Origin of the sequence: Mycolicibacter heraklionensis (genome assembly GCF_001021505.1) — a bacterium.
In the GTDB taxonomy this organism is placed as follows: Bacteria; Actinomycetota; Actinomycetes; order Mycobacteriales; family Mycobacteriaceae; genus Mycobacterium; species Mycobacterium heraklionense.
Genome location: NZ_LDPO01000021.1, coordinates 64,192 through 84,244 on the forward strand (window position 1 = coordinate 64,192; position 20,053 = coordinate 84,244).

Genomic DNA, 20,053 nt, shown 5'->3' on the forward strand with positions numbered 1-20,053 from the left:
CCGAATTACCCGCATCTGGACCGGCCGACACCCAGCGTTGGCAGCGCTTACGCCCCCGGGCACAACTCCTGGCGCGCCGCCTCGGCGATCAGCGCGAACTGCGGCCACGCCGGGTAGTGCGGCTGCTGGATCTCGACGGTTCGGCCCACATGCAGGTTCTCGCAGATCATGTGCCCGAGCGCGCGCACGCTGGACTCCGAAATCGGTTCGTCATTCGCGTAGCGGGCGGTGTAGCCGTGGGTATTGAGGTATTTCATGAAGCTGGCTTCGTCGGCGTGCGCCGGCGCGGCCCCGACCAGAGCTCCCATCGCGACACCGGCGACGGCCAGGGGTGCGGTGAACCGGGCTGCCCAACTCATACCCGCGATGCTACGGCGGGTACCGGGAAAGCGGCGCCGCAGGTGCGGGCCAGACCCGGCAAGTCCCCCCGAGCGACTTCGTGTTGCTGCTAGCGTCAGCGGCGAGAAGAAAGGCGCTGGACGTGAAATCAACCGCACTCGCGGCGACGCTGGCCGCAGGTGTGCTGGCCGGGCTGATCGGTGCCGCGTCATCCGCTCAGGCCGATCCGCTCAATCCTCGTGATCCCGACTACTGCGGCAACAGCCCCGACATCCTGTTGTGCAACGAGCAGAAGTCGACGTACCCCAGTCCGGCTGAGATGGCCTACCTCAACGCCATCCGCGGGAAGTTCCCGCCCGGCAGCGAAGCCCGCCGGTTGGCCGCCGGACGGACCGCGTGCCTGGAGTTCCCGAAGCATCCGACCAGCCTCATCGTCGAGCAGGTCTCCGTGTACCTGCAGATCTCGAAGCCCACCGCCGGTGAAGTGGTCGAGTCGGCCCGCACCAATATCTGCCCGACGGTGAAGACGCTGGGCTGAGCCGGTTCAGCGGCGGTACGCGCGCAATCCGTCGCGGATCGCAGCCTGCGCCGCCACGTCACATTCGTTGTAGCTCAGACACCACTGCCGGGCGGCGTCGGCGTGCGGTCCGTTGCCCCGGGCCGTTTCGATGGCGCCCTGGGAGGCCAGGCCCCCGGCGTCGTCGACCTCCCAGCGGAAGCCGAAGAAGCCGGCAACCTGTTTGATCGATGATGAGGTGCGGGCGAAAAACGTCGCGTCGAACCACTTTCGCAGGTCATAGGTGAGACCGTCGAGCGCCTGCTCCACCTCGGCGAACCTGCGCGTGCTGGTGATCTCGGGGTGGTGCCAATGGAAGACCTGAAGCGACTTGCCCTCCCGCGCGGCGCGGCTTCGTAATTGCTGCATCCGAGAGGCGAACTCGGCGGCCAGTTCGGCCTCGGCGGCCTCGTCGAGTGGATCGAACGAGACCACGGGTCGATAGCGGGCAGTGGTGTCGTCCTGGCCGTCGCGGATACGCAGACCCCACTGATAGATCCGGCCGTGATCATCCCACTCGATGTCGAAGTCGACCTCGATGTCGGCGGACGGAACGGTCGGTGAGGCGGGTTCGTGCGTCTCGAAATCAATTCCGGTGCAACTCATCCGGGCTCGTCGGACCGCGTTGGCCAGCCGGTCTTGCGGCATTTTCGTACCGACGGACTGGAGGCGGAACGCCTCGACGTGTGCGTCCACGTCGACGGCGGCCAACTGCGCGACGCTCAACACCGCGCCGTCGCCGCAGTGTCGATACAGGTACTGCCACTCCCGGACAGTGAGGTGCCCGGTCTCGATCGCGAACGACGCGTCGTCGTCGCCGACCACGGTGGCGCAATAGTCGAACCACGCGCAGGTGGCACAGTCGCTGATGCGGTAGGGCCGCACCAGTTCTCGTCCGGCGGCTGCGGCCCGCGCGACGTCGAGTCGGAAGGCGAACTCATGGTCGTAGCGCTGCAGGGCCGAGCGGGACTTGCGGCGTTTTGGATCGCTGGCCGAATACGTGACGATGTTCTCGGCTTCCAGGTCATACCAGGTGATACCGAGGCTCTCACCGAGAAGATCGGTGAGGTCGGAGCTGCCGATGATGCCGCCGCGGTTCACCCCGCAGTGAAAACCCAACTCCTGCAACATCCGGGTGTAGTGCGCCAGCTGCATGACGTCGTCACGCCAGCGCGCGCCGTGATCACTGTAGCCCGGATGGGACAGCCACCGATCCGGTGCCGGCAGCGTCGAGATCTTCACGTCCGCGCGTTTCGCGGAGGCCACCGTGCGGTGGTTCTTGATGTCGACGGGCAGGTAGCCGTCCTGGTGTCTGACCAACACGTCGGGAAGTCCCCTGCGGCCGTGGACATCCGGCAGGCGCCCGCCGGAGATCACCGCGACACCGGCAGTCATCGCGGCGACGGTGCGCCGCTGACGTTCGGCCCGGCTGAGGTCGGCGTCGAGGAGCAGCAGTCGCTCCGAATCGCCGTAGCGTGCCCGGAGCTCGTCAAGAACGCGTTCCTCGAATTCGATTCCGGCAGTGCGCAGCGACTCCAAGTCCGGGCGCGGCGGCGCCGGCTCCGGGGTTCCCGGGGCGAACTCATTGTGGGTGACGCGGGCACACTGCTTTGCCGGGTAGCCGCCCAGCGTGACCGGTGCCATCGCGTCCTTCCCCGAGTGGCTCTACTCCGCCGACCGCTTGACGCCGGCGGCGACTTCACCGATCAGGGCCGCGACCACCCCGAACGCGAAGTACAGCGGCACCAGCCACGGCGCCACTCCGAACAACCCGTCCGAGCCGGGGGCGTAGCGGAAGTGTCCCGCCGCGGCGATCCCGATCTCGACGACGGGACCGATGGCCGCGATCAGCACACCGCAGACAATCGCCGGACGATCACCCAAGGCGCAGAAGGTGATCGCGGCGAACGCACAGATCAGCGTCGTAAGGGGAACCACCGGCGACGCATGCAACATCGCGGTGACGACGTAGCTGCCCAGGACCGCAGCCAGACCAGCCACCCCCTGACGCACGGTGACCGTTGCCCTCGGGGCCGGGAGAAGCAGTCGCAGTTCCGCCAGGAAGACCGTCGCGGATCCGACCAGAATCGGGAAATACAGCGGACTGTTCCAGATGAAGGGCACGACGTGCGCTGCCGGCAGGTATTCGGTGGTGCCGGTGATCACGTGCGAGTGGTCACCGATCAGACCGGCCGCTCCGCCGAGGACGAACAGCAACAGTGCGATCGAGGGGCGTAATTTCACCCCCGCAGTATCGTCCATTCCGATGAGCGTCGAGGACCGCACCCGCTGGGATGCGAAATACGCAGGCCGCTCCGTTCCGGCGCCGGACACGGTCGGACCGGCCGCGGTGTTTGCGCCCTTCGTCGACGCGTTTCCGGCCGCGGGCTATGCGCTCGATATCGCCTGCGGTCAGGGCGCAGCGGCAGTCTGGCTGGCCCAGCGGGGCCTGCAGGTGAGCGGGTTCGACGTCTCGCCGGTCGCCATCGAGCAGGCGCGGGGGCTCGCCCAGCGCAGCGGTGTCGGCGACCGGTGCCGATTCGACGTCGTGGACCTCGATGACGGCCTGCCGGGCGGGCCACCAGCCGACGTCGTCTACTGCGCCCGGTTCCGCGACCGTCGGCTCGACGCACCGATGGTGCAGCGCCTGGCCCCGGGCGGACTGCTGGCGGTCACCGCGCTGAGCCAGGTCGGTGCCGCCCCCGGACGGTTCCGGGCTGCGCCCGGGGAGCTGCGCACGGTGTTCGCCGGCCTCGAGGTGATCGCCGAGGGCGAGGCGGACGGAATGGCGTGGCTGCTGGGGCGACGCCGCCAGAAGGCGACGGCGCCGTCAGCACACGAGGACGGACGAGGCTAGGCCGGCGCCGGGGCCTCGCGGTCACTGGGCTCGGCCGGTCCCGGGTCGAGCGGCAAAGCATCCATCGGCGGCGCCTCGCCAGGCGGCATGTCCATCGGCGCCTCGACGGGGGCGTCGGCCGGGGGTGCCTCAAACGGCGGAGCCTCCATGGGCGCCGCGGCCAGCTCGACGGCCATGGGCTCGGCCATCGGCTCAGCGGCGGGTTCGGGGCCCGGCTCCACCATGGCGGCAAACTCCACCACCGGGGCGTCCGGGGCAGGTGCTTCCTCCATGGGCAGGTACATGTGGTGGGTGAACTGCGGCTGGTAGGCGCCGCCACCACCGATCTTCACACCGCCGGGCTCACCGCTGGCCACCGGCGTGCCGTCGGGCAGGGTCACCGCGGTGTGATGGCTGTTCCAGCCCACCACCAGAGCGTTGGGGGCGGTGCCGTATTTGAACCCGCGGGCCAGCAGTGCCGACTCCTCGTTGGCGGTGTGGAACCGGCCGCTGAAGGCCGGTCGGCCGCTGGCGACGTTGGACACCCACGAGGCCAAACCCGAGCAATCCGTACCGGCGGGAGTGTTCCCACCAACGATGTACGGAGTGCCCGAAACCTGCTGGATGAGCGCCATCAGTGCTTCTAGACCAAACATGACCAGGCACATTAACCATGGATAACTGCACTTACCAAAATCTGTGGCGCCCATCACGTTTAGCATTCATGTTGTCAAACATAACGCCGGAACGGAAAACGCCAGGTAGATCGGCGAAAATCCACGGAGCGGGCCGGTCTATTTACGTAAGCGCTGGTAGATGACCCGTATGTGTTTGTTGAGCGTGGCCTCAAAGGTCACAAATTCGCATTATTGGGATGAAATTGCCTGATCAATGGGTGCATTGCATGTGACCCCTGCGGCCGGTATCCGCGAAAATGGCGCCGTAAGTGACGTGCCATTCTCCAAGCCGGAAGTGATGCTGCTTACAGTCCACGCTTCGCGTTTTTGATCAGATTCGACCCGATGATCAGCCGCTGAATCTCACTGGTGCCCTCGTAGAGCCGCAGAAGTCGGACATCGCGGTAGATGCGCTCCACCGGCACGCCACGGATGTATCCACTGCCGCCGTGGATCTGCACCGCCAGGTCGGCGACCTTGCCGGCCATCTCGGTGCAGAAGACCTTGGCCACCGACGGAGCGATCCGCCGATCTTCGTTGCTCACCCACTTGCGGGCGGCATCGCGGACCAGCGCCTGGCCGGCCAGCACGCCGGTTTGCTGATCGGCGAGCATCGCCTGCACCAGCTGGAAGTCGCCGATGATGCTGCCGCCCTGGGTGGCGGTGGCGGCATAGTTCACCGATTCATCCAGCGCGCGCTGCGCGGCGCCCACCGCCAGCGCCGCAATGTGGATGCGGCCGCGGGCCAACGACGTCATCGCCGCCTGGTAACCGATGTCCTCATTGCCCCCGACCAGGGCGGCGGCGGGCAGTCGCACGTGCGAGAAGGTGACATCGGCCGTCCAGGCGCCTTCCTGGCCCATCTTGGCGTCCTTGGCGCCGACTTCGACCCCGTCGGTATCGGCCGGTACCAGAAACACTGCGATACCGGCCCCCCGCTCGTCGGCCGGCCGGGTGCGGGCGAACACCACGAACAGGTCGGCCAGCGGGGCGTTGGTGATGAATCGCTTCTGACCGTCCAGTACCCAGGTGTCGCCGTCACGGACGGCCTTGGTGCGCAGACCCGCGGGATTGGAGCCCGCCCCGGGCTCGGTGAGGGCGAAGGAGGCGACCGCGCCGGAGGCGATGGGCTCGAGCCAGCGCTCCTTCTGTTCGTCGGTGCCGAACCCCACCAGCACCTGGCCGGCGATGCCGTTGTTGGTGCCGAACATCGACCGCACCGACGGGCAGGTGTAGCCCAGTTCCATGGCCAGTTCGACGTCCTGGGCCAGATTCAGGCCCAGCCCGCCCCATTCCTGGGGGATCGCGTAGCCGAACAGGCCCAGGTCCTTGGCGGCCTGCCGCAGGTCGTCGGGCACGCGATCGGTGTCGAGGATCTCCTGTTCGCGCGGGAGGACCATCGTCCGGACGAACCGGCGGGTTTGGGACAGGATGTCGGCGAAGACGTCGTCTTCAACGGACGAGACGGATGTGGTCGTCATGGCACGGCCCCTTTCGGCACTGGCCGCCAAATCATATATGAAATATGATGTGCCGGACCACGGGTGGGCAGGGCATCACGACATGTAGAGGACGGTTTCGGCGTGGCATTACTCAACGGGCAGACGGCGGTCGTCACCGGCGGGGCGCAGGGGCTCGGCTTCGCGATCGCGCAGCGCTTCGTCGCCGAGGGCGCCCGGGTGGTGCTGGGCGATCTGAACTCCGAGGCGACCGAGGCCGCGGCTGCGCGCCTCGGCGCCGACGTGGCGGTGGCGGTACGCACCGACGTCACCAATTCTGCTGATGTCGACGCACTGGTGGCAGCCGCCGTCGAGCGGTTCGGTGGTCTGGACATCATGGTCAACAACGCCGGCATCACCCGCGACGCCACCATGCGCAAGATGACCGAAGACGATTTCGACCAGGTGATCGCGGTCCACCTGAAAGGCACCTGGAACGGTCTGCGCGCGGCCGCGGCGATCATGCGCGAACGCAAGCGCGGCGCGATCGTCAACATGTCCTCTATATCGGGCAAGGTCGGCATGGTCGGGCAGACCAACTATTCAGCCGCCAAGGCCGGCATCGTGGGCATGACCAAGGCCGCCAGCAAGGAGCTGGCCTACCTCGGTGTCCGCGTCAACGCGATCCAGCCGGGGCTGATCCGCTCGGCGATGACCGAGGCCATGCCGCAGCGGATCTGGGATTCGAAGGTCGCCGAGGTACCGATGGGCCGGGCCGGCGAGCCCGACGAGGTGGCGACGGTCGCGCTGTTCCTGGCGTCCGACTTGTCCTCTTATATGACGGGCACCGTGCTCGAGGTGACCGGCGGTCGCCACCTATGACCCTGCGCGAGGCGGTGATCTGCGAACCGGTTCGGACCCCCATCGGCCGCTACGGCGGCATGTTCAAGTCGCTGACCGCCGTCGAACTCGGCGTCGCCGCACTGACCGGGCTGCTGGAGCGCACCGGCCTGCCCGCCGATGCCATCGACGACGTGGTGCTGGGGCACTGCTATCCCAGCAGCGAAGCACCGGCGATCGGGCGGGTGGTCGCCCTGGACTCCGGCCTTCCGGTGACGGTGCCGGGCATGCAGGTCGACCGGCGGTGCGGATCGGGGTTGCAGGCGGTGATCCAGGCCTGCCTGCAGGTCGGCAGTGGCGCGCACGAAGTGGTGATCGCCGGCGGTGCCGAGAGCATGAGCAATGTGGCGTTCTACTCCACCGACATGCGCTGGGGCGCAGGCCGCGACGGAGTACGGGTGCACGACGGCCTGGCACGCGGCCGGACCACTGCCGGTGGGCAATACCACCCGGTGCCCGGCGGCATGTTGGAGACCGCGGAGAACCTGCGCCGCCACTACCAGATCTCCCGCGCCGATCAGGACGAGCTTGCGGTCACCTCGCATCAGCGCGCGGTGGCGGCCCAGCGCAGCGGTGTGCTCGCCGACGAGATCGTCGGTGTCACCGTGTGCTCCCGCACCGGCGAGCAGCGGATCGACACCGACGAGCATCCCCGCGCCGACACCTCGGTGGAGTCGCTGGCCAAACTGAAACCGGTTCTGGGCAAAAGCGATCCCGACGCCACCGTCACCGCCGGCAACTCCAGCGGGCAGAACGACGCGGCCTCGATGTGCGTCGTGACCACCCGGGAGAAGGCGCAGCAACTGGGCCTGACTCCGCTGGTGCGGCTGGTCTCCTGGGGCCTGGCCGGAGTCAAGCCCGAAGTCATGGGCATCGGCCCGGTGCCGGCCACCGATATCGCCCTGGCCAAGGCCGGCCTCACGCTCGCCGACATCGACCTGATCGAGCTCAACGAGGCGTTTGCCGCTCAGGCGCTGGCGGTCATGGCGGAGTGGCGATTCGGTACCGCGGACCGGGACCGGACCAACGTGCACGGTTCCGGAATCTCGCTGGGCCATCCGGTGGGCGCGACCGGCGGCCGGATGCTGGCGACGCTGGCGCGGGAGCTGAACCGTCGCCAGGAGCGCTACGGACTGGAAACCATGTGCATCGGGGGCGGCCAGGGTTTGGCCGCCGTGTTCGAGAGGGTGGCGTAAATGACGAAGCTGTGCCAGACGTTGGGGCTGACCGAGAGCCAGACCGAGATCATCGCGGCGGTACGGGCATTCGTCGACAAAGAGGTCGTCCCGCACGCCGCCGAATTCGAACGTGCCGACGCCTACCCGCAACAGATCGTTGACGGCATGCGGCAGTTGGGCCTGTTCGGCCTGATGATTCCGGAGGCCTACGGCGGGCTGGGCGAGTCCCTGCTCACCTACGCGTTGTGCGTCGAGGAGCTCGCGCGCGGCTGGATGAGCATCTCGGGGGTGATCAACACCCACTTCATCGTCGCCTACATGCTGCGCCAGCACGGCACCGACGAGCAGAAGCAGCGTTACCTGCCGGCGATGGCGACCGGCGATGTGCGCGGGGCGTTTTCGATGTCGGAACCCGAGCTGGGCTCCGACGTCGCTGCCATCCGCACCCGGGCCACCCCCACCGGCGACGGTGACTACCTCATCAACGGCCAGAAGATGTGGCTGACCAACGGCGCCACCTCGAGCCTGGTGGCGGTGCTGGTCCACACCGACGAGGGAGCGGACACCCCGCACCGCAACATGACGGCGTTCCTGGTCGAAAAGCCCACCGGATTCGGTGAAGTCGTCCCGGGGCTGACCATCCCCGGCAAGCTCGACAAGCTCGGATACAAGGGCATCGACACCACCGAGATGATCTTCGACAACTATCGGGCCAGCGCCGCCGACATCCTGGGCGGCACCACCGGCCGCGGCTTCTATCAGATGATGGACGGCATCGAGGTCGGCCGGGTCAACGTCGCGGCACGCGCCTGCGGGGTGGGCATCCGCGCTTTCGAGCTGGCAGCCCGATACGCCCAGCAGCGCAGCACCTTCGGCAAGCCGATCGCCGAGCACCAGGCCGTCGCGTTCGGGCTCGCCGAGATGGCGACCAAGGTGGAGGCCGCACACCTGATGGTCGTCAACGCGGCTCGGTTGAAGGACTCCGGCGAACGCAACGACCTCGCGGCAGGTATGGCGAAATACCTGGCCAGCGAGTACTGCAACGAGGTCACCCAGCAGAGCTTCCGAATCCACGGCGGCTACGGCTACTCGAAGGAATACGAGATCGAGCGCCTGATGCGCGACGCGCCGTTCCTGTTGATCGGCGAGGGAACCAGCGAGATCCAGAAGCAGATCATCAGCAAGCGCCTGCTGGCCGACTACCGCATCTGAAATCATGTCTGCCCCCGACTTCAGCACCCGGCCGCAGTTGTCGGAAGCCGTCGCGCGTTTCGTGCGCCAGCGGATCTTCGACGGCGGTTACGCCGCGGGGGAGTACGTCCGATTGGACCAGCTGGCAACGGAATTGGGCATCAGCGTCACCCCGGTGCGGGAGGCATTGTTCGAGTTGCGTGCTGAAGGCCTGCTCGACCAGCAGCCGCACCGCGGGTTCGTCGTGTTGCCGGTGACCAAGCGTGATCTGGCCGATGTGGCCGAGGTCCAGGCGTTCGTGGGCGGCGAGCTGGCGGCACGGGCCGCCGCCGGCATCACCGACGAGCAGTTGAGCGAGCTGAATGAGATTCAGTCCCGGCTGGAGCAGGCCTACGCCGGAGACGACGAAGAGCGGACCGTGCGGCTCAACCACGATTTCCACCGAGCGATCAATGTGGCCGCCGCCTCACCCAAGCTGGCCCAAATGATGTCGCAGATAACCCGGTACGCGCCCGAGGCCGTTTTCCCAGGGATCGCCGGGTGGCCGGAGCGGTCCATGCAGGATCATCGGCGAGTGCTCGCCGCGCTGGCGGCACACGATCAGGCGCTGGCCCGCACCGCGATGGCCGAGCACTTGGCGGCCGGCGTGATGCCGCTGATCGAGCATCTGACCGATCGCGGTGTGGTGAAGTGCCAAGACGACTGCGTGGCGCGGGCCGATCAGCGCCCGTCGGCGACGGGGACGTGAGACCGTATCAACCTATGCAGAACCACACTTACCTGACTTACGAAGAGTTCGGGCGCAAGTTCTTCGAGGTCGCGGTCACCGAAGAACGAGTGGCAGCTGCGTTCGCGGTCCTGGCCGGCGACGAGTTCGAGATGCCCACCATGCGGCAGGGGCCGGGCGGCATCGCCAAGGTCACCGCGAAGGTGCGGGTCCAACAGCCCCGGGTGGCACGTGGCCTGGGCGACCTGCTGACGTTCGCGATCCACATTCCGTTGGAGATCGACCTGCTCATCGACCTGCGGCTGGACAAGCAACGGTTCACGGTGGCCGGCGACATCGCCCTGCGTGCCACCGCGCGCGCCGCCGAACCACTGCTGCTGATCATCGACGTGCCCAAACCGCGGTCCTCCGACATCACCGTCGAGGTGTCGTCGACGTCCATCCGTGGCGAGCTGCTGCGAATCTTCGCCGGCGTCGACGGGGAGATCCGCCGATTCATCGCGCACTACGTGGCAGCCGAGATCGACAGTCCGCAGTCCCAGCGTGCGCAGATCATCGACGTGGCCGAAAGCGTGGACGCCGCCTGGTCCGGAATCTGACCGGCCCTGCCACGGCCCCTACGGGTAGAGGATCGCGGGGATGGCCGGAATCGCCGGGATGGCGGGAATCGCCGGGATTGCCGGAATCGCGGGAACTGCCGGGACGGCGGGCGCAGACGGGGCCCGAGGTACCGCCGGAGCCGCCGGCGCCTGTTTGGCAGTGGGTTCGACCACCGGAGCAGCACTGGTGAGCGGGGCATCCGGCAGCGCAGTCGGGCCGGGTTCGGACTCGCTGCCGCCGCTGTCGGCCGGCGGGCTCGGCGCCAACGGCGCTGCGGGTGCCTCGGTGACTTCGCCGTAGGTGTCTTCCTCGGACTCGCTGTCGCAGCCGCCGCAGGCGGTCGCCACCGCACCCACGGCCAGTCCGACCACCACCACTGACAGGACTGACTTCCCGATACCGCGACCGCGCATGGATTCTCCCCGTTGTTCCGTTGCCTCATGTCACCCTACGACGTGCGGGTGGATTCGGCGGACGAGCCGTCAACAACATCAGACCGGGCTGTCGGCCGTCGTAACGTCCGCAGATGCGGCACGGCCTGACCGGTGTTCCCTGTCAGGCCGCGCGAACTCTGGTTCGGCTCAGATCGTCTGATGGCGACCGAAGAACTTGTGATCTTCGCTGTAGCCGCCGTGGCCGCTGCCGATCTCCTTGTAGCTCTCCACGAACTCGATGCCCTTGATCCACTTCACCAGCTTGTAGCCGTGCTGCAGCTCGTTGCGCAGCCGCAGCGGCCGGCCGTGCATGTAGGGCAGTGGCTGGTCGTTCATGTTGTAGGCCAGCATCGACATGTGGTGCCACATCTGGTCGACCGGGTGGGCGTTGTAGAAAATGCCGCCGGTGGCGCCTAGGCCCATCGAGTAGAAGATCGCCCACTTGGCCTGCGGCAGCGGTTTGACGATGTTCATGATCGTCGACATCTGCACGCCGCCCCACTTGGCCACGCCGGACCAGGCCTGCACGCACATGTGCTGGGTGATCTGGTCGTGATACGGGAGGGCCTTGAGATCCTCCAGCGAGAACTCCATCGGGTTCTCGACCAGGCCGTAGACCTTCAGTCGCCAGTCCTTGAAGTCGTTTGCCTCGTACTCCTTGTACTCGACGGTCTCGGGCAGCCGGCCGTTGCGCCAGTGGAACGGTGAGATGTCGGCCTCGGTGAACGTCCCGGGCTTCGGGTCGAGCTTTTCCAACGCCCGCTGGAACGGCCCGATCAGGGCGTATCCGATCTTTTGGACGACTCGCGGGTAGCGCAGGGTCAGCGGCGTGGCGGCGAGCCAGCCGACCGTACACACCACCGCCGCCGCGCAGAAGACGTAGAAGCCAACCGGGCTGTGGCATTCCGGCCCCGCCCCTTCAGCGCATCCGCGAGCGGCGAACATGTGGTTGAGATTGTCGAATGCGTCGGTCGCGAACACCATCGTGACGTGCACGAGAATGAACAGCAGGAAATAGACCAGCACCACGAAGTGCAGGGATCGAGCGATCTGCAGGTTCAGCCGCATGTGCTTGCTGATCAGCCCGAGCCGCTGTGACAGCGCCGGGGACATGCCCAGCGCGGTGATCAGCGCAGCGGGGGCAGCGATGAACACCGTGACGAAGTAGGAGATCAGCTGCAGCGCGTTGTAGTTGGTCCAGGTGTGGTCGTCCGGCCAGTCCAGCGATGCGTACTGGATCATCACCGAGGCCGCGTGCGGAATGACATCCCAGCTGGTCGGCACGATGCGGCGCCACTGACCGGTGGTGAACAGCAGGACATAGAACACAGCGCCGTTGAGCAGCCACAACACGCCGAGGCCCATGTGCCACCAGCGGGCCAGCCCGATCGAGTGTCGGAACCCTGGCAACCCGAACTGCGCCGGCAGCGCGACGGTGTCGGCGTTGGCCGTCCAGTACGGGTCATCCGGTACTGGCGGCCCCACCCGCAGCCATTCGTCCTTTCCCGGGGTGGAGTTGCGGCTGAAGTACAGCCGCGGGTGGTCGCAGAGAATCTGGATGCCCGCCCGGATGATGAAGATCATCATGAACAGGTTGAAGAAGTGCGTCCACCCGGCCCAGGCCGGCAGGCCCCCGGCGACTTCGGTGGACGGGCTGCTGCCCGGGTACTGGGCGATGAAATCCTCGACGCCCGGCATGTGCCGAACGCCCTTGCCTATCGCGATCATCGCCACCAGCCCGACGAAGCCGATCGGAATCAGCCACAGCAGGTTGAACCACTTGTCGCGACCGATACGTAGATGCGGAGCGACCGCTCGCCGGCTGAGGTCGAAACCACCACCGTAGGTCTCGACGTCGACGGTCTCGTTGTGGTTCTTGTGAATTTCTGCCCGGTAGCCCTGCTCCAGCTCCAGTTCGACGTCGACGACGTCAGCGGAGTAGCTGACCGGGTGAGTTGTCTCTTTAGTTGCTGGTGAGGTGGCCGGACCCCGCGGGTCGAGCTGCCCTTCAGCACCTTGTCCATCAATCGTGGTCACTTGTCGACGGTAGCGCGAAAAAGCTCGTGACCCGATACTCTGGCATCAGATACGCAGGCTTCTGACAGGAAACTCAGGTACCGCAGGTGCGGAATTCGACGGCGGCCGGGGTCCGCCGGGCTGCCGGAGCCGCTGTCTGGTTCGCCGACCCGCCCGATTGTGCCGTCGAGGCGATCCTTTCGGTGGGCAAACCGCGGTTTTCTGCTGAGCAAGACACGAGTGAACTCACGTGGATCTCGCGCTTTACAGATCGTTCATCTAGCGCGGTCATAATTCAGGGAAGAACGGGCGAAGTGCGTTTCGCCATCGCCATCAGATTGCAATCTGCACCGCGGGCAGTTGTAGCGCGACACAGCTAGCATGCGCAGTGGAGAAACTTGTGACCAGGCAGGGGTAGATGACGACCTATAGGGGACCGGCACCGCGCCGTAATCCGGCAGTGCTGTCAACGCTGCGGGCTGGGGTAGGGGCGCGCCGTGGCTGAGGAACAGCGGGGACCCGGTTACGGCCTTGGGCTGTCCACGCGTACCCAGATGACGGGGTACCAATTCCTGGCACGACGCACGGCGATGGCGTTGACCCGCTGGCAGGTTCGGATGGAAGTGGAGCCCGGCCGGCGCCAGTCGCTGGCCGTGGTGGCCTCGGTGTCCGCCGCGGCGGTCGTCTGCCTTGGTGCGCTGCTGTGGTCGTTTTTGAGTCCCTCGGGCCAGATGAACGAATCGCCGATCATTGCCGACCGTGATTCCGGTGCCCTCTATGTGCGGGTGGGCGACACCATATATCCGGCGCTGAATTTGGCCTCGGCGCGCCTGATCGCCGGCCGGGCCGACAACCCGCACAAGGTGCGCTCCACTCAAATAGCCGAGCAGCCGCACGGCCCGCTCGTCGGAATTCCTGGCGCGCCGTCGGACATCTTGCCGACAACGCCCACGACGTCCTCGTGGCTGATCTGCGACACCGTCGCCAATGTTCAGGGCGTCGGTGCGCCGTCGCCGGTGACGGTGACGGTGATCGACGGTGCCCCGGAACTCAACTCCCGCCGCCGGGTGCTGGATGGGCCCGACGCGGTGGTGCTGCGCTACGGCAATGACTCCTGGGTGGTTCGCCAGGGGCGCCGCTCGCGCATCGACGCCGCCGACCGGGCGGTGTTGCTGCCGCTGGGGCTGACCCCCGAGCAGGTCGACCACGCCCGGCCGATGAGCCAGGCGCTGTTCGACGCGTTGCCGGTGGGGCCGGAGCTGGCGGTGCCCTTTGTGCCCGACGCCGGTCATCCCCCGGCCTTCCCGAATGCCCCCGGCCCGGTCGGAATGGTGTTCACCACGCCGCAGTTGGCTGGGCCGCAACAGTATTCGGTGGTGCTGATGAACGGTGTGCAAACGGTGTCGTCGGTGGTGGCCCGGATTCTGCAGAACGCCGGAGCCACCGGAGGCGGCGCGCCGGCAGTGGTGACACCGCAGGATCTGGCGAAGATGCCGGTGGTCACCGGACTGGACCTGTCGGCTTACCCCGACGGACCGCTTCAGGTCGTCGACATGAAGGAGAACCCCTCCACATGCTGGTGGTGGGAGCGCTCCGCCGGTGACAGCCGGGCCCGGGTACAGGTGGTGTCGGGTCCCACGATTCCGGTGTCGCAGAAGCAGATGAACCGGGTGGTGTCCCTGGTGAAGACCAACGACACCACTGTGCCGGAGGCTGACCGGGTCTACTTCGGTTCGGGCTACGGCAATTTCGTCGCGGTGACCGGCAACGACCCGGACGCCTCCACGCGGGAGTCGTTGTGGTGGATCTCGGCGTCGGGCGTGCGATTCGGGATCCCCGGCGATGACGAGCGCAAGGCGCTGGGCCTGGTCGGCGAACCGGCACTGGCGCCGTCGGTGGCGTTGCGCCTACTGGCGCACGGCCCGACCCTGTCCCGCCAGGATGCGCTGGTGCGTCACGACACCCTGCCAACCGATATGAGCCCAGCAGAATTGGCGGTGCCCAGATGAAACGTGGATACGCCCGGCCGACGCCGGAACGCGCGCCGGTGGTCAAGCCGGAGAACATCGTATTGCCGACGCCGCTGAGCGTGCCGCCGCCAGAAGGCAAGCCGTGGTGGCTGGTGGTGGTCGGCGTGCTCGTGGTCGGCCTGCTCGTCGGCATGGTCGCGATGACGGTGGCCAGCGGCTCCCGGATGTTCCTGGGCGCCGGCTCGATCTTCCCGATCTTCATGATCGGCGGCGTCGCGATGATGATGTTCGGCGGCCGCTTCGGCGGCGGCGCCCAGCAACTGAGCCGGCCCAAGCTCGACGCGATGCGCGCCCAGTTCATGCTCATGCTGGACCGGCTGCGCGAGTCGGCGGCGGAGTCCGCGGACAGCATGGACGCCAACTACCGGTGGTACCACCCGGCGCCGTCCACCCTGGCCGCCGCGGTGGGGTCGTCGCGCATGTGGGAGCGCCAGCCCAACGGTAAGGACCTCAACTTCGGCCTGGCCCGAGTCGGGGTGGGGATGACCCGGCCCGAGGTCACCTGGGGTGAGCCCCAGAACATGCCGACCGACATCGAGCTCGAACCGGTGACCGGTAAGGCGCTGCAGGAGTTCGGGCGCTACCAGAGCGTGGTCTACAACCTGCCGAAGATGATCTCCCTGCTGGTCGAGCCCTGGTACTCGCTGGTCGGTGACCGCGAGCAGGTGCTGGGGCTGATGCGCGCGATCATCTGCCAGCTGGCCTTCTCGCACGGGCCTGACCATCTGCGGATGGTCGTGGTGACCTCAGATGTGGCGCAGTGGGATTGGGTGAAGTGGATGCCGCACTTCGGCGATCCGCGCCGCCAGGACGCCGCGGGCAACGCCCGCATGGTCTACGGCTCGGTGCAGGACTTCGCCACCGAACACGCCGAACTGTTCTCCGGGCGCGGATCGTTCATGCCGCGTCACGCCAGCTCTTCGGCGGAGACCCCGACCCCGCACCACCTGATCATCGTGGACGGCCTGGACCCGCAGTGGGAGTACGTCAACACCACCGAGGGCATCGACGGAGTGACCTTCTTCGATCTGACCGGCGCTCCGGAGTGGCGGGGCGTTTCGCAGCGGGTGCTGCGGCTCGACGACAAGGGCATCATCAACGCCCTGCCGCGTGACCGCGACACCTGGATGGTGATCGACGACAACGAGTGGTTCTTCGCCCTCGCCGACCAGGTCAGCTCGACCGACGCCGAACAGTTCGCGCAGCGGTTGGCGCACTGGCGGCTCGCGGCGGCCTATGAGGAGATCGGCCAGAAGGTGACGCACCACATCGGTGCGCGCGACATCATGGCCTACTACGGCATCGAAGATGCCGGGCGTATCGACTTCAACGAGCTGTGGGCCAGCCGGCGCGATGCGGGCAGCCGGGGCCGGCTGCGGATTCCGTTCGGAAACCGCTCCGACAACGGCGAACTGCTGTTCCTGGACATGAAGTCTCTCGACGAGGGCGGCGACGGGCCGCACGGCGTCATGTCCGGCACCACCGGTTCCGGTAAGTCGACCCTGGTGCGCACCGTGATCGAGTCGCTGCTGCTGGCTCACCCGCCGGACGAGCTGCAGTTCGTGCTGGCCGACCTCAAGGGCGGATCGGCGGTCAAGCCGTTCGCCGGGGTGCCGCACGTGTCGCGGATCATCACCGACCTGGAAGACGACCAGGCCCTCATGGAGCGTTTCCTGGAGGCCATGTGGGGTGAGATCGCCCGGCGAAAGACCATGTGCGACAACGCCGGTGTCGACGGCGCCAAGGAGTACAACGAGATTCGGTCGCGGATGCGGGCGCGTGGAGACGACAGCCTGCCGCCGCTGCCGATGCTGGTCGTGGTGATCGACGAGTTCTACGAGTGGTTCCGCATCATGCCCACCGCGGTGGAGGTGCTGGACTCGATCGGCCGACAGGGCCGCGCCTACTGGGTGCACCTGATGATGGCCTCGCAGACCATCGAGAGCCGCGCCGAGAAGCTCATGGAGAACATGGGCTACCGGCTGGTGCTCAAGGCGCAGACCGCCGGCGCCGCGCAGGCCGCCGGGGTGCCCAACGCGGTGAACCTGCCGTCCAAGGCCGGCCTCGGCTACTTCCGCAAGAGTGGTGAAGAGGTCATCCGTTTCCAGGCCGAGTTCCTGTGGCGCGACTACCACCGGGGCGGAATGCTCGACGACGAGCAGATGCCGTTGACGCATGCCGTTGACTACATCCGGCCGCAGCTGTTCACCACCGAGTTCACTCCGCTTGAAGTCAGTGTCAGCACGCCCGAGATCGAAGCGCCCGAAGACATTGCGGCGATCGACTCCAAGCCGGCAGCGGTCGCCGAGGCCGCCGAGGAAGAGGACTTCATCCGGACTCCCAAGGTCGGCACGGTGATCATCGATCAGCTGCGCCAGATCGACTTCGAGCCCTACCGGCTGTGGCAGCCGCCGCTGGACGTCCCGGTGACCGTCGAGGACTTGGTGAACCGCTACCTGGGTCACCCGTGGCAACAGGACTACGGCACCCGGCGCGACCTGGTGTTCCCGATCGGGGTCATCGACCGGCCGTTCAAGCACGACCAGCCGCCGTGGACGGTGGACACCTCCGGCCCCGGCGCCAACGTGCTGATCCTGGGTGCCGGTGGTTCGGGCAAGACGACCGCACTGCAGACCTTGATCTGCTCGGCGGCGTTGACGCACACTCCCGAACAGGTCCAGTTCTACTGTCTGGCCTACAGCGGCACGTCGCTGACCACGGTCGCCGGCCTGCCGCATGTGGGCAGCGTCTGTGGTCCGACCGACCCCGACGGGGTGCGCCGCACGGTGGCCGAACTGCTGGCGCTGGTGCGGACCCGCAAGCGCAGCTTCCTGGAGAACGACGTCGCGTCGATGGACGTCTTCCGCCGGCGGAAGTTCGAGGGTGCCCCGGGAACCGTGCCCAACGATGGTTTCGGCGACGTCTATCTGGTGGTCGACAACTACCGGGCGCTCTCGGAGGACAACGAGGTGCTCGTCGAGCAGGTCAACCAGATCATCAACCAGGGACCCTCGTTCGGTGTGCACGTGATCGTGACGGCCGACCGCGAATCGGAGCTGCGCCCGCCGGTGCGAAGCGGTTTCGGTTCCCGGGTCGAGCTGCGTCTGGCCGCGGTCGAGGACGCCAAGCTGGTGCGCTCCCGGTTCGCCAAGGACGTCCCGGTGAAGCCGGGGCGGGGCATGGTCGCGGTCAACTATGTACGCCTCGACAGCGACCCCCAGTCCGGTCTGCACACCCTGATCGCTCGGCCCGCAATGGCCGACACCGGCGCCAAGGTGTTCGAGTCCGACAGCGTCGCTGCCGCGGTCAGCCAGGTGGCGGTGGGCCGGGTGCGCCCGGTACGGCGTCTGCCGGCGCGGTTCGGGTTGGAAGAGGTGCGCGCGGTCGCGGCCAACGACCGCCGCGAAGGAGTGGGAGCGGGCGGCATCGCCTGGGCGATCTCCGAACTCGACCTGCAGCCGGTCTATCTGAACTTCGCCGAGAACGGTCACCTGATGGTGACCGGGCGTCGCGAATGTGGCCGCACCACCACGCTGGCCACCATCATGAGCGAGATCGAGCGGCTCTACGCGCCGGGGTCCAGCACCGCGCCGACACCCAGCCCGGACGGCCGGCCGTCGGCGCAGGTGTGGCTGATCGACCCGCGCCGGCAGCTGCTGACCACGCTGGGGTCGGACTACGTGGAGAAGTTCGCCTACAACCTAGATGGCACGGTGGCGCTCATAAACGAATTGGCTGCCACGCTGGCCAACCGTGAACCTCCGCCGGGGCTGTCGGCCGAAGAGCTGCTGTCGCGGACCTGGTGGAGTGGGCCGGAGATCTTCTTGATCATCGACGACATCCAACAGTTCCCGCCGGGCTTCGACTCGCCGTTCCAGAAAGCGGCGCCCTGGGTCACCCGTTCGGCCGACGTTGGGCTCCATGTGATCGCCACCCGCACCTTCGGCGGCTGGTCGTCCGCTGGCGCCGACCCGCTGCTGCGGGCCCTGCACCAGGCCAACGCACCGCTGTTGGTCATGGACGCCGACCCCGACGAGGGCTTCATCCGCGGCAAGATGAAGGGTGGCCCGCTGCCCCGTGGTCGTGGCCTGTTGATGGCCGAGGACACCGGCGTGTTCGTTCAGGTCGCCGCCACCGAACTGCGGCGGGCGCCGGCCCAAGAGCGCGCGGCCACCCCGGCGGGCTGACCGGACGGGCCGGCAACCACTGTGACGTGAGCAACAGCGTCCCGGTGGTTGCTGGCGCGGTCACAGCCCGGCGCGGGGCGGTGAATTACGTGCGGCAAGATTTTAATCAGGGCGTCATGGCCGCAGGTATCGGAGCCGAGGGCGGCCACCAACCACGCGGTAAATAACAGCCCTGTGTTTCGCCAGTTTGGAGCTATTTCACGGACCGAACTGCCTGGTCGCCGCGATCGGATTGTTACCCCAGGTGAACACTTGTTATCGCCAGATGAACACTCGGCGTTGAGGGTACTCCGGGGCACTTTGAGCCTCTACGATCGACAGCGGAGAGATTGCTGACCGCGATCCAGAGGAGGGAATCGAATGTCGTTTGTGAATGCGCAGCCCGAAGCGCTCTCGGCTGCCGCTGCGAACCTGAGCGGTATCGGTTCGGCGTTGAACGCGCAGAACGCCGCCGCTGCGGCTCCGACCACTGGCGTGGTCCCGGCCGCCGCCGACGAAGTCTCGGCACTGACCGCGGCGCAGTTCGCTGCGCACGCGACGATGTACCAGCAGGTCAGCGCGCAGGCCGCGGCGATCCACGAGATGTTCGTGGCCACGCTCAACAGCAGTGCGACCTCCTACGCCGCCACCGAGGCAGCCAACGCTGCTGCGGCGGGCTGATCAGGAACCAACCGGATTACCGGCTACGGGCTGATGGAAGGGGAATCCATTCATTCGTTCAAAGCCGGTCGTCGGTTACCGACGTAACCGGCGGCAATGACCCGTCAACTACGAATATCAACCAGAAACAACGAACTTCAGGCAAGGAGAGAGAAGCATGGCAACACGTTTTATGACTGATCCGGACGCGATGCGTTCGATGGCGGGCCGTTTTGATGTGCATGCGCAGACGGTGGAGGACGAGGCGCGTCGGATGTGGGCGTCGTCGACGAACATCTCCGGT

The 20,053-nt window shown here is 67.0% G+C and carries 18 protein-coding genes; 11 read left to right on the plus strand and 7 right to left on the minus strand.

Features of this window, described 5'->3' with window-relative positions:
• Positions 1–47 precede the first annotated feature (47 nt).
• Positions 48–359, minus strand: a complete 312-nt coding sequence (locus ABW16_RS19615) for a DUF732 domain-containing protein (protein ID WP_047320859.1) — start codon at positions 357–359, stop codon at positions 48–50.
• A gap of 122 nt (positions 360–481) precedes the next feature.
• Between ABW16_RS19615 and ABW16_RS19620 the strand changes: the two genes are divergently transcribed.
• Positions 482–877 (plus strand): hypothetical protein, encoded by a 396-nt coding sequence (locus ABW16_RS19620; protein ID WP_047320860.1) that lies wholly within the window; start codon positions 482–484, stop codon positions 875–877.
• A gap of 6 nt (positions 878–883) precedes the next feature.
• Here the strand turns inward: ABW16_RS19620 and ABW16_RS19625 are convergent, their stop codons facing one another.
• Together ABW16_RS19625 and ABW16_RS19630 are read right to left on the minus strand one after the other, a co-directional pair.
• Positions 884–2,539, minus strand: coding sequence for a ribonuclease H-like domain-containing protein (locus tag ABW16_RS19625; RefSeq protein WP_047320861.1), 1,656 nt, complete (start codon positions 2,537–2,539; stop codon positions 884–886).
• 21 nt (positions 2,540–2,560) lie between these two features.
• Positions 2,561–3,157 (minus strand): diacylglycerol-binding protein, encoded by a 597-nt coding sequence (locus tag ABW16_RS19630; RefSeq protein ID WP_047320862.1) that lies wholly within the window; start codon positions 3,155–3,157, stop codon positions 2,561–2,563.
• A 4-nt stretch (positions 3,158–3,161) separates the two neighbouring features.
• Here ABW16_RS19630 and ABW16_RS19635 point away from each other — a divergent pair, with 4 nt between their 5' ends.
• On the plus strand, positions 3,162–3,752 hold the full coding sequence (locus ABW16_RS19635; protein WP_047320863.1) for a class I SAM-dependent methyltransferase: 591 nt from the start codon (positions 3,162–3,164) through the stop codon (positions 3,750–3,752).
• Here ABW16_RS19635 and ABW16_RS19640 read toward each other — a convergent pair.
• Positions 3,749–4,387, minus strand: coding sequence for a glycoside hydrolase (locus ABW16_RS19640; RefSeq protein WP_047320886.1), 639 nt, complete (start codon positions 4,385–4,387; stop codon positions 3,749–3,751). The genes ABW16_RS19635 and ABW16_RS19640 overlap by 4 nt on opposite strands.
• Before the next feature lie 326 nt (positions 4,388–4,713).
• A complete protein-coding gene (locus ABW16_RS19645; protein WP_047320864.1) occupies positions 4,714–5,889 on the minus strand; it encodes an acyl-CoA dehydrogenase family protein in 1,176 nt (391 codons plus the stop codon).
• A gap of 102 nt (positions 5,890–5,991) precedes the next feature.
• Between ABW16_RS19645 and fabG the strand changes: the two genes are divergently transcribed.
• From fabG to ABW16_RS19670, 5 genes are read left to right on the plus strand one after another with little or no spacing between them, the layout of a single operon-like run.
• Positions 5,992–6,729: a 3-oxoacyl-ACP reductase FabG gene (fabG, locus tag ABW16_RS19650; RefSeq protein ID WP_047320865.1), complete on the plus strand. Its 738-nt coding sequence runs from the start codon at positions 5,992–5,994 to the stop codon at positions 6,727–6,729.
• Positions 6,726–7,943, plus strand: coding sequence for an acetyl-CoA C-acetyltransferase (locus tag ABW16_RS19655; protein ID WP_047320866.1), 1,218 nt, complete (start codon positions 6,726–6,728; stop codon positions 7,941–7,943). The genes fabG and ABW16_RS19655 overlap by 4 nt, the downstream gene beginning before the upstream one ends.
• On the plus strand, positions 7,944–9,137 hold the full coding sequence (locus tag ABW16_RS19660) for an acyl-CoA dehydrogenase family protein (protein WP_047320867.1): 1,194 nt from the start codon (positions 7,944–7,946) through the stop codon (positions 9,135–9,137).
• 4 nt (positions 9,138–9,141) lie between these two features.
• Positions 9,142–9,864, plus strand: a complete 723-nt coding sequence (locus tag ABW16_RS19665) for a GntR family transcriptional regulator (RefSeq protein WP_047320868.1) — start codon at positions 9,142–9,144, stop codon at positions 9,862–9,864.
• Positions 9,865–9,878: 14 nt separating this feature from the next.
• Positions 9,879–10,442 carry a hypothetical protein gene (locus ABW16_RS19670; protein ID WP_047320869.1) on the plus strand — a complete coding sequence of 188 codons (564 nt, stop codon included), beginning with the start codon at positions 9,879–9,881 and terminating at the stop codon, positions 10,440–10,442.
• Between the two features lie 18 nt (positions 10,443–10,460).
• Here the strand turns inward: ABW16_RS19670 and ABW16_RS23990 are convergent, their stop codons facing one another.
• Together ABW16_RS23990 and ABW16_RS19680 are read right to left on the minus strand one after the other, a co-directional pair.
• The gene (locus ABW16_RS23990; protein WP_052957011.1) at positions 10,461–10,856 is read right to left on the minus strand and encodes a hypothetical protein; all 396 of its coding nucleotides are present in this window, start codon (positions 10,854–10,856) and stop codon (positions 10,461–10,463) included.
• Positions 10,857–11,024: 168 nt separating this feature from the next.
• Positions 11,025–12,791, minus strand: a complete 1,767-nt coding sequence (locus tag ABW16_RS19680) for a molybdopterin-dependent oxidoreductase (protein ID WP_047320888.1) — start codon at positions 12,789–12,791, stop codon at positions 11,025–11,027.
• A 599-nt stretch (positions 12,792–13,390) separates the two neighbouring features.
• Between ABW16_RS19680 and eccB the strand changes: the two genes are divergently transcribed.
• The 4 genes from eccB to ABW16_RS24940 form a co-directional block, all read left to right on the plus strand.
• The gene (eccB, locus tag ABW16_RS19685) at positions 13,391–14,902 is read left to right on the plus strand and encodes a type VII secretion protein EccB (protein ID WP_047320870.1); all 1,512 of its coding nucleotides are present in this window, start codon (positions 13,391–13,393) and stop codon (positions 14,900–14,902) included.
• Positions 14,899–19,110 carry a type VII secretion protein EccCa gene (eccCa, locus tag ABW16_RS19690; protein ID WP_047320871.1) on the plus strand — a complete coding sequence of 1,404 codons (4,212 nt, stop codon included), beginning with the start codon at positions 14,899–14,901 and terminating at the stop codon, positions 19,108–19,110. Before eccB ends, eccCa begins: the two co-directional genes overlap by 4 nt.
• A gap of 360 nt (positions 19,111–19,470) precedes the next feature.
• Positions 19,471–19,770: a PE family protein gene (locus tag ABW16_RS19695; RefSeq protein WP_046283697.1), complete on the plus strand. Its 300-nt coding sequence runs from the start codon at positions 19,471–19,473 to the stop codon at positions 19,768–19,770.
• 157 nt (positions 19,771–19,927) lie between these two features.
• On the plus strand, positions 19,928–20,053 hold a 126-nt coding region (locus ABW16_RS24940; RefSeq protein ID WP_459542295.1), incomplete at its 3' end, for a WXG100 family type VII secretion target.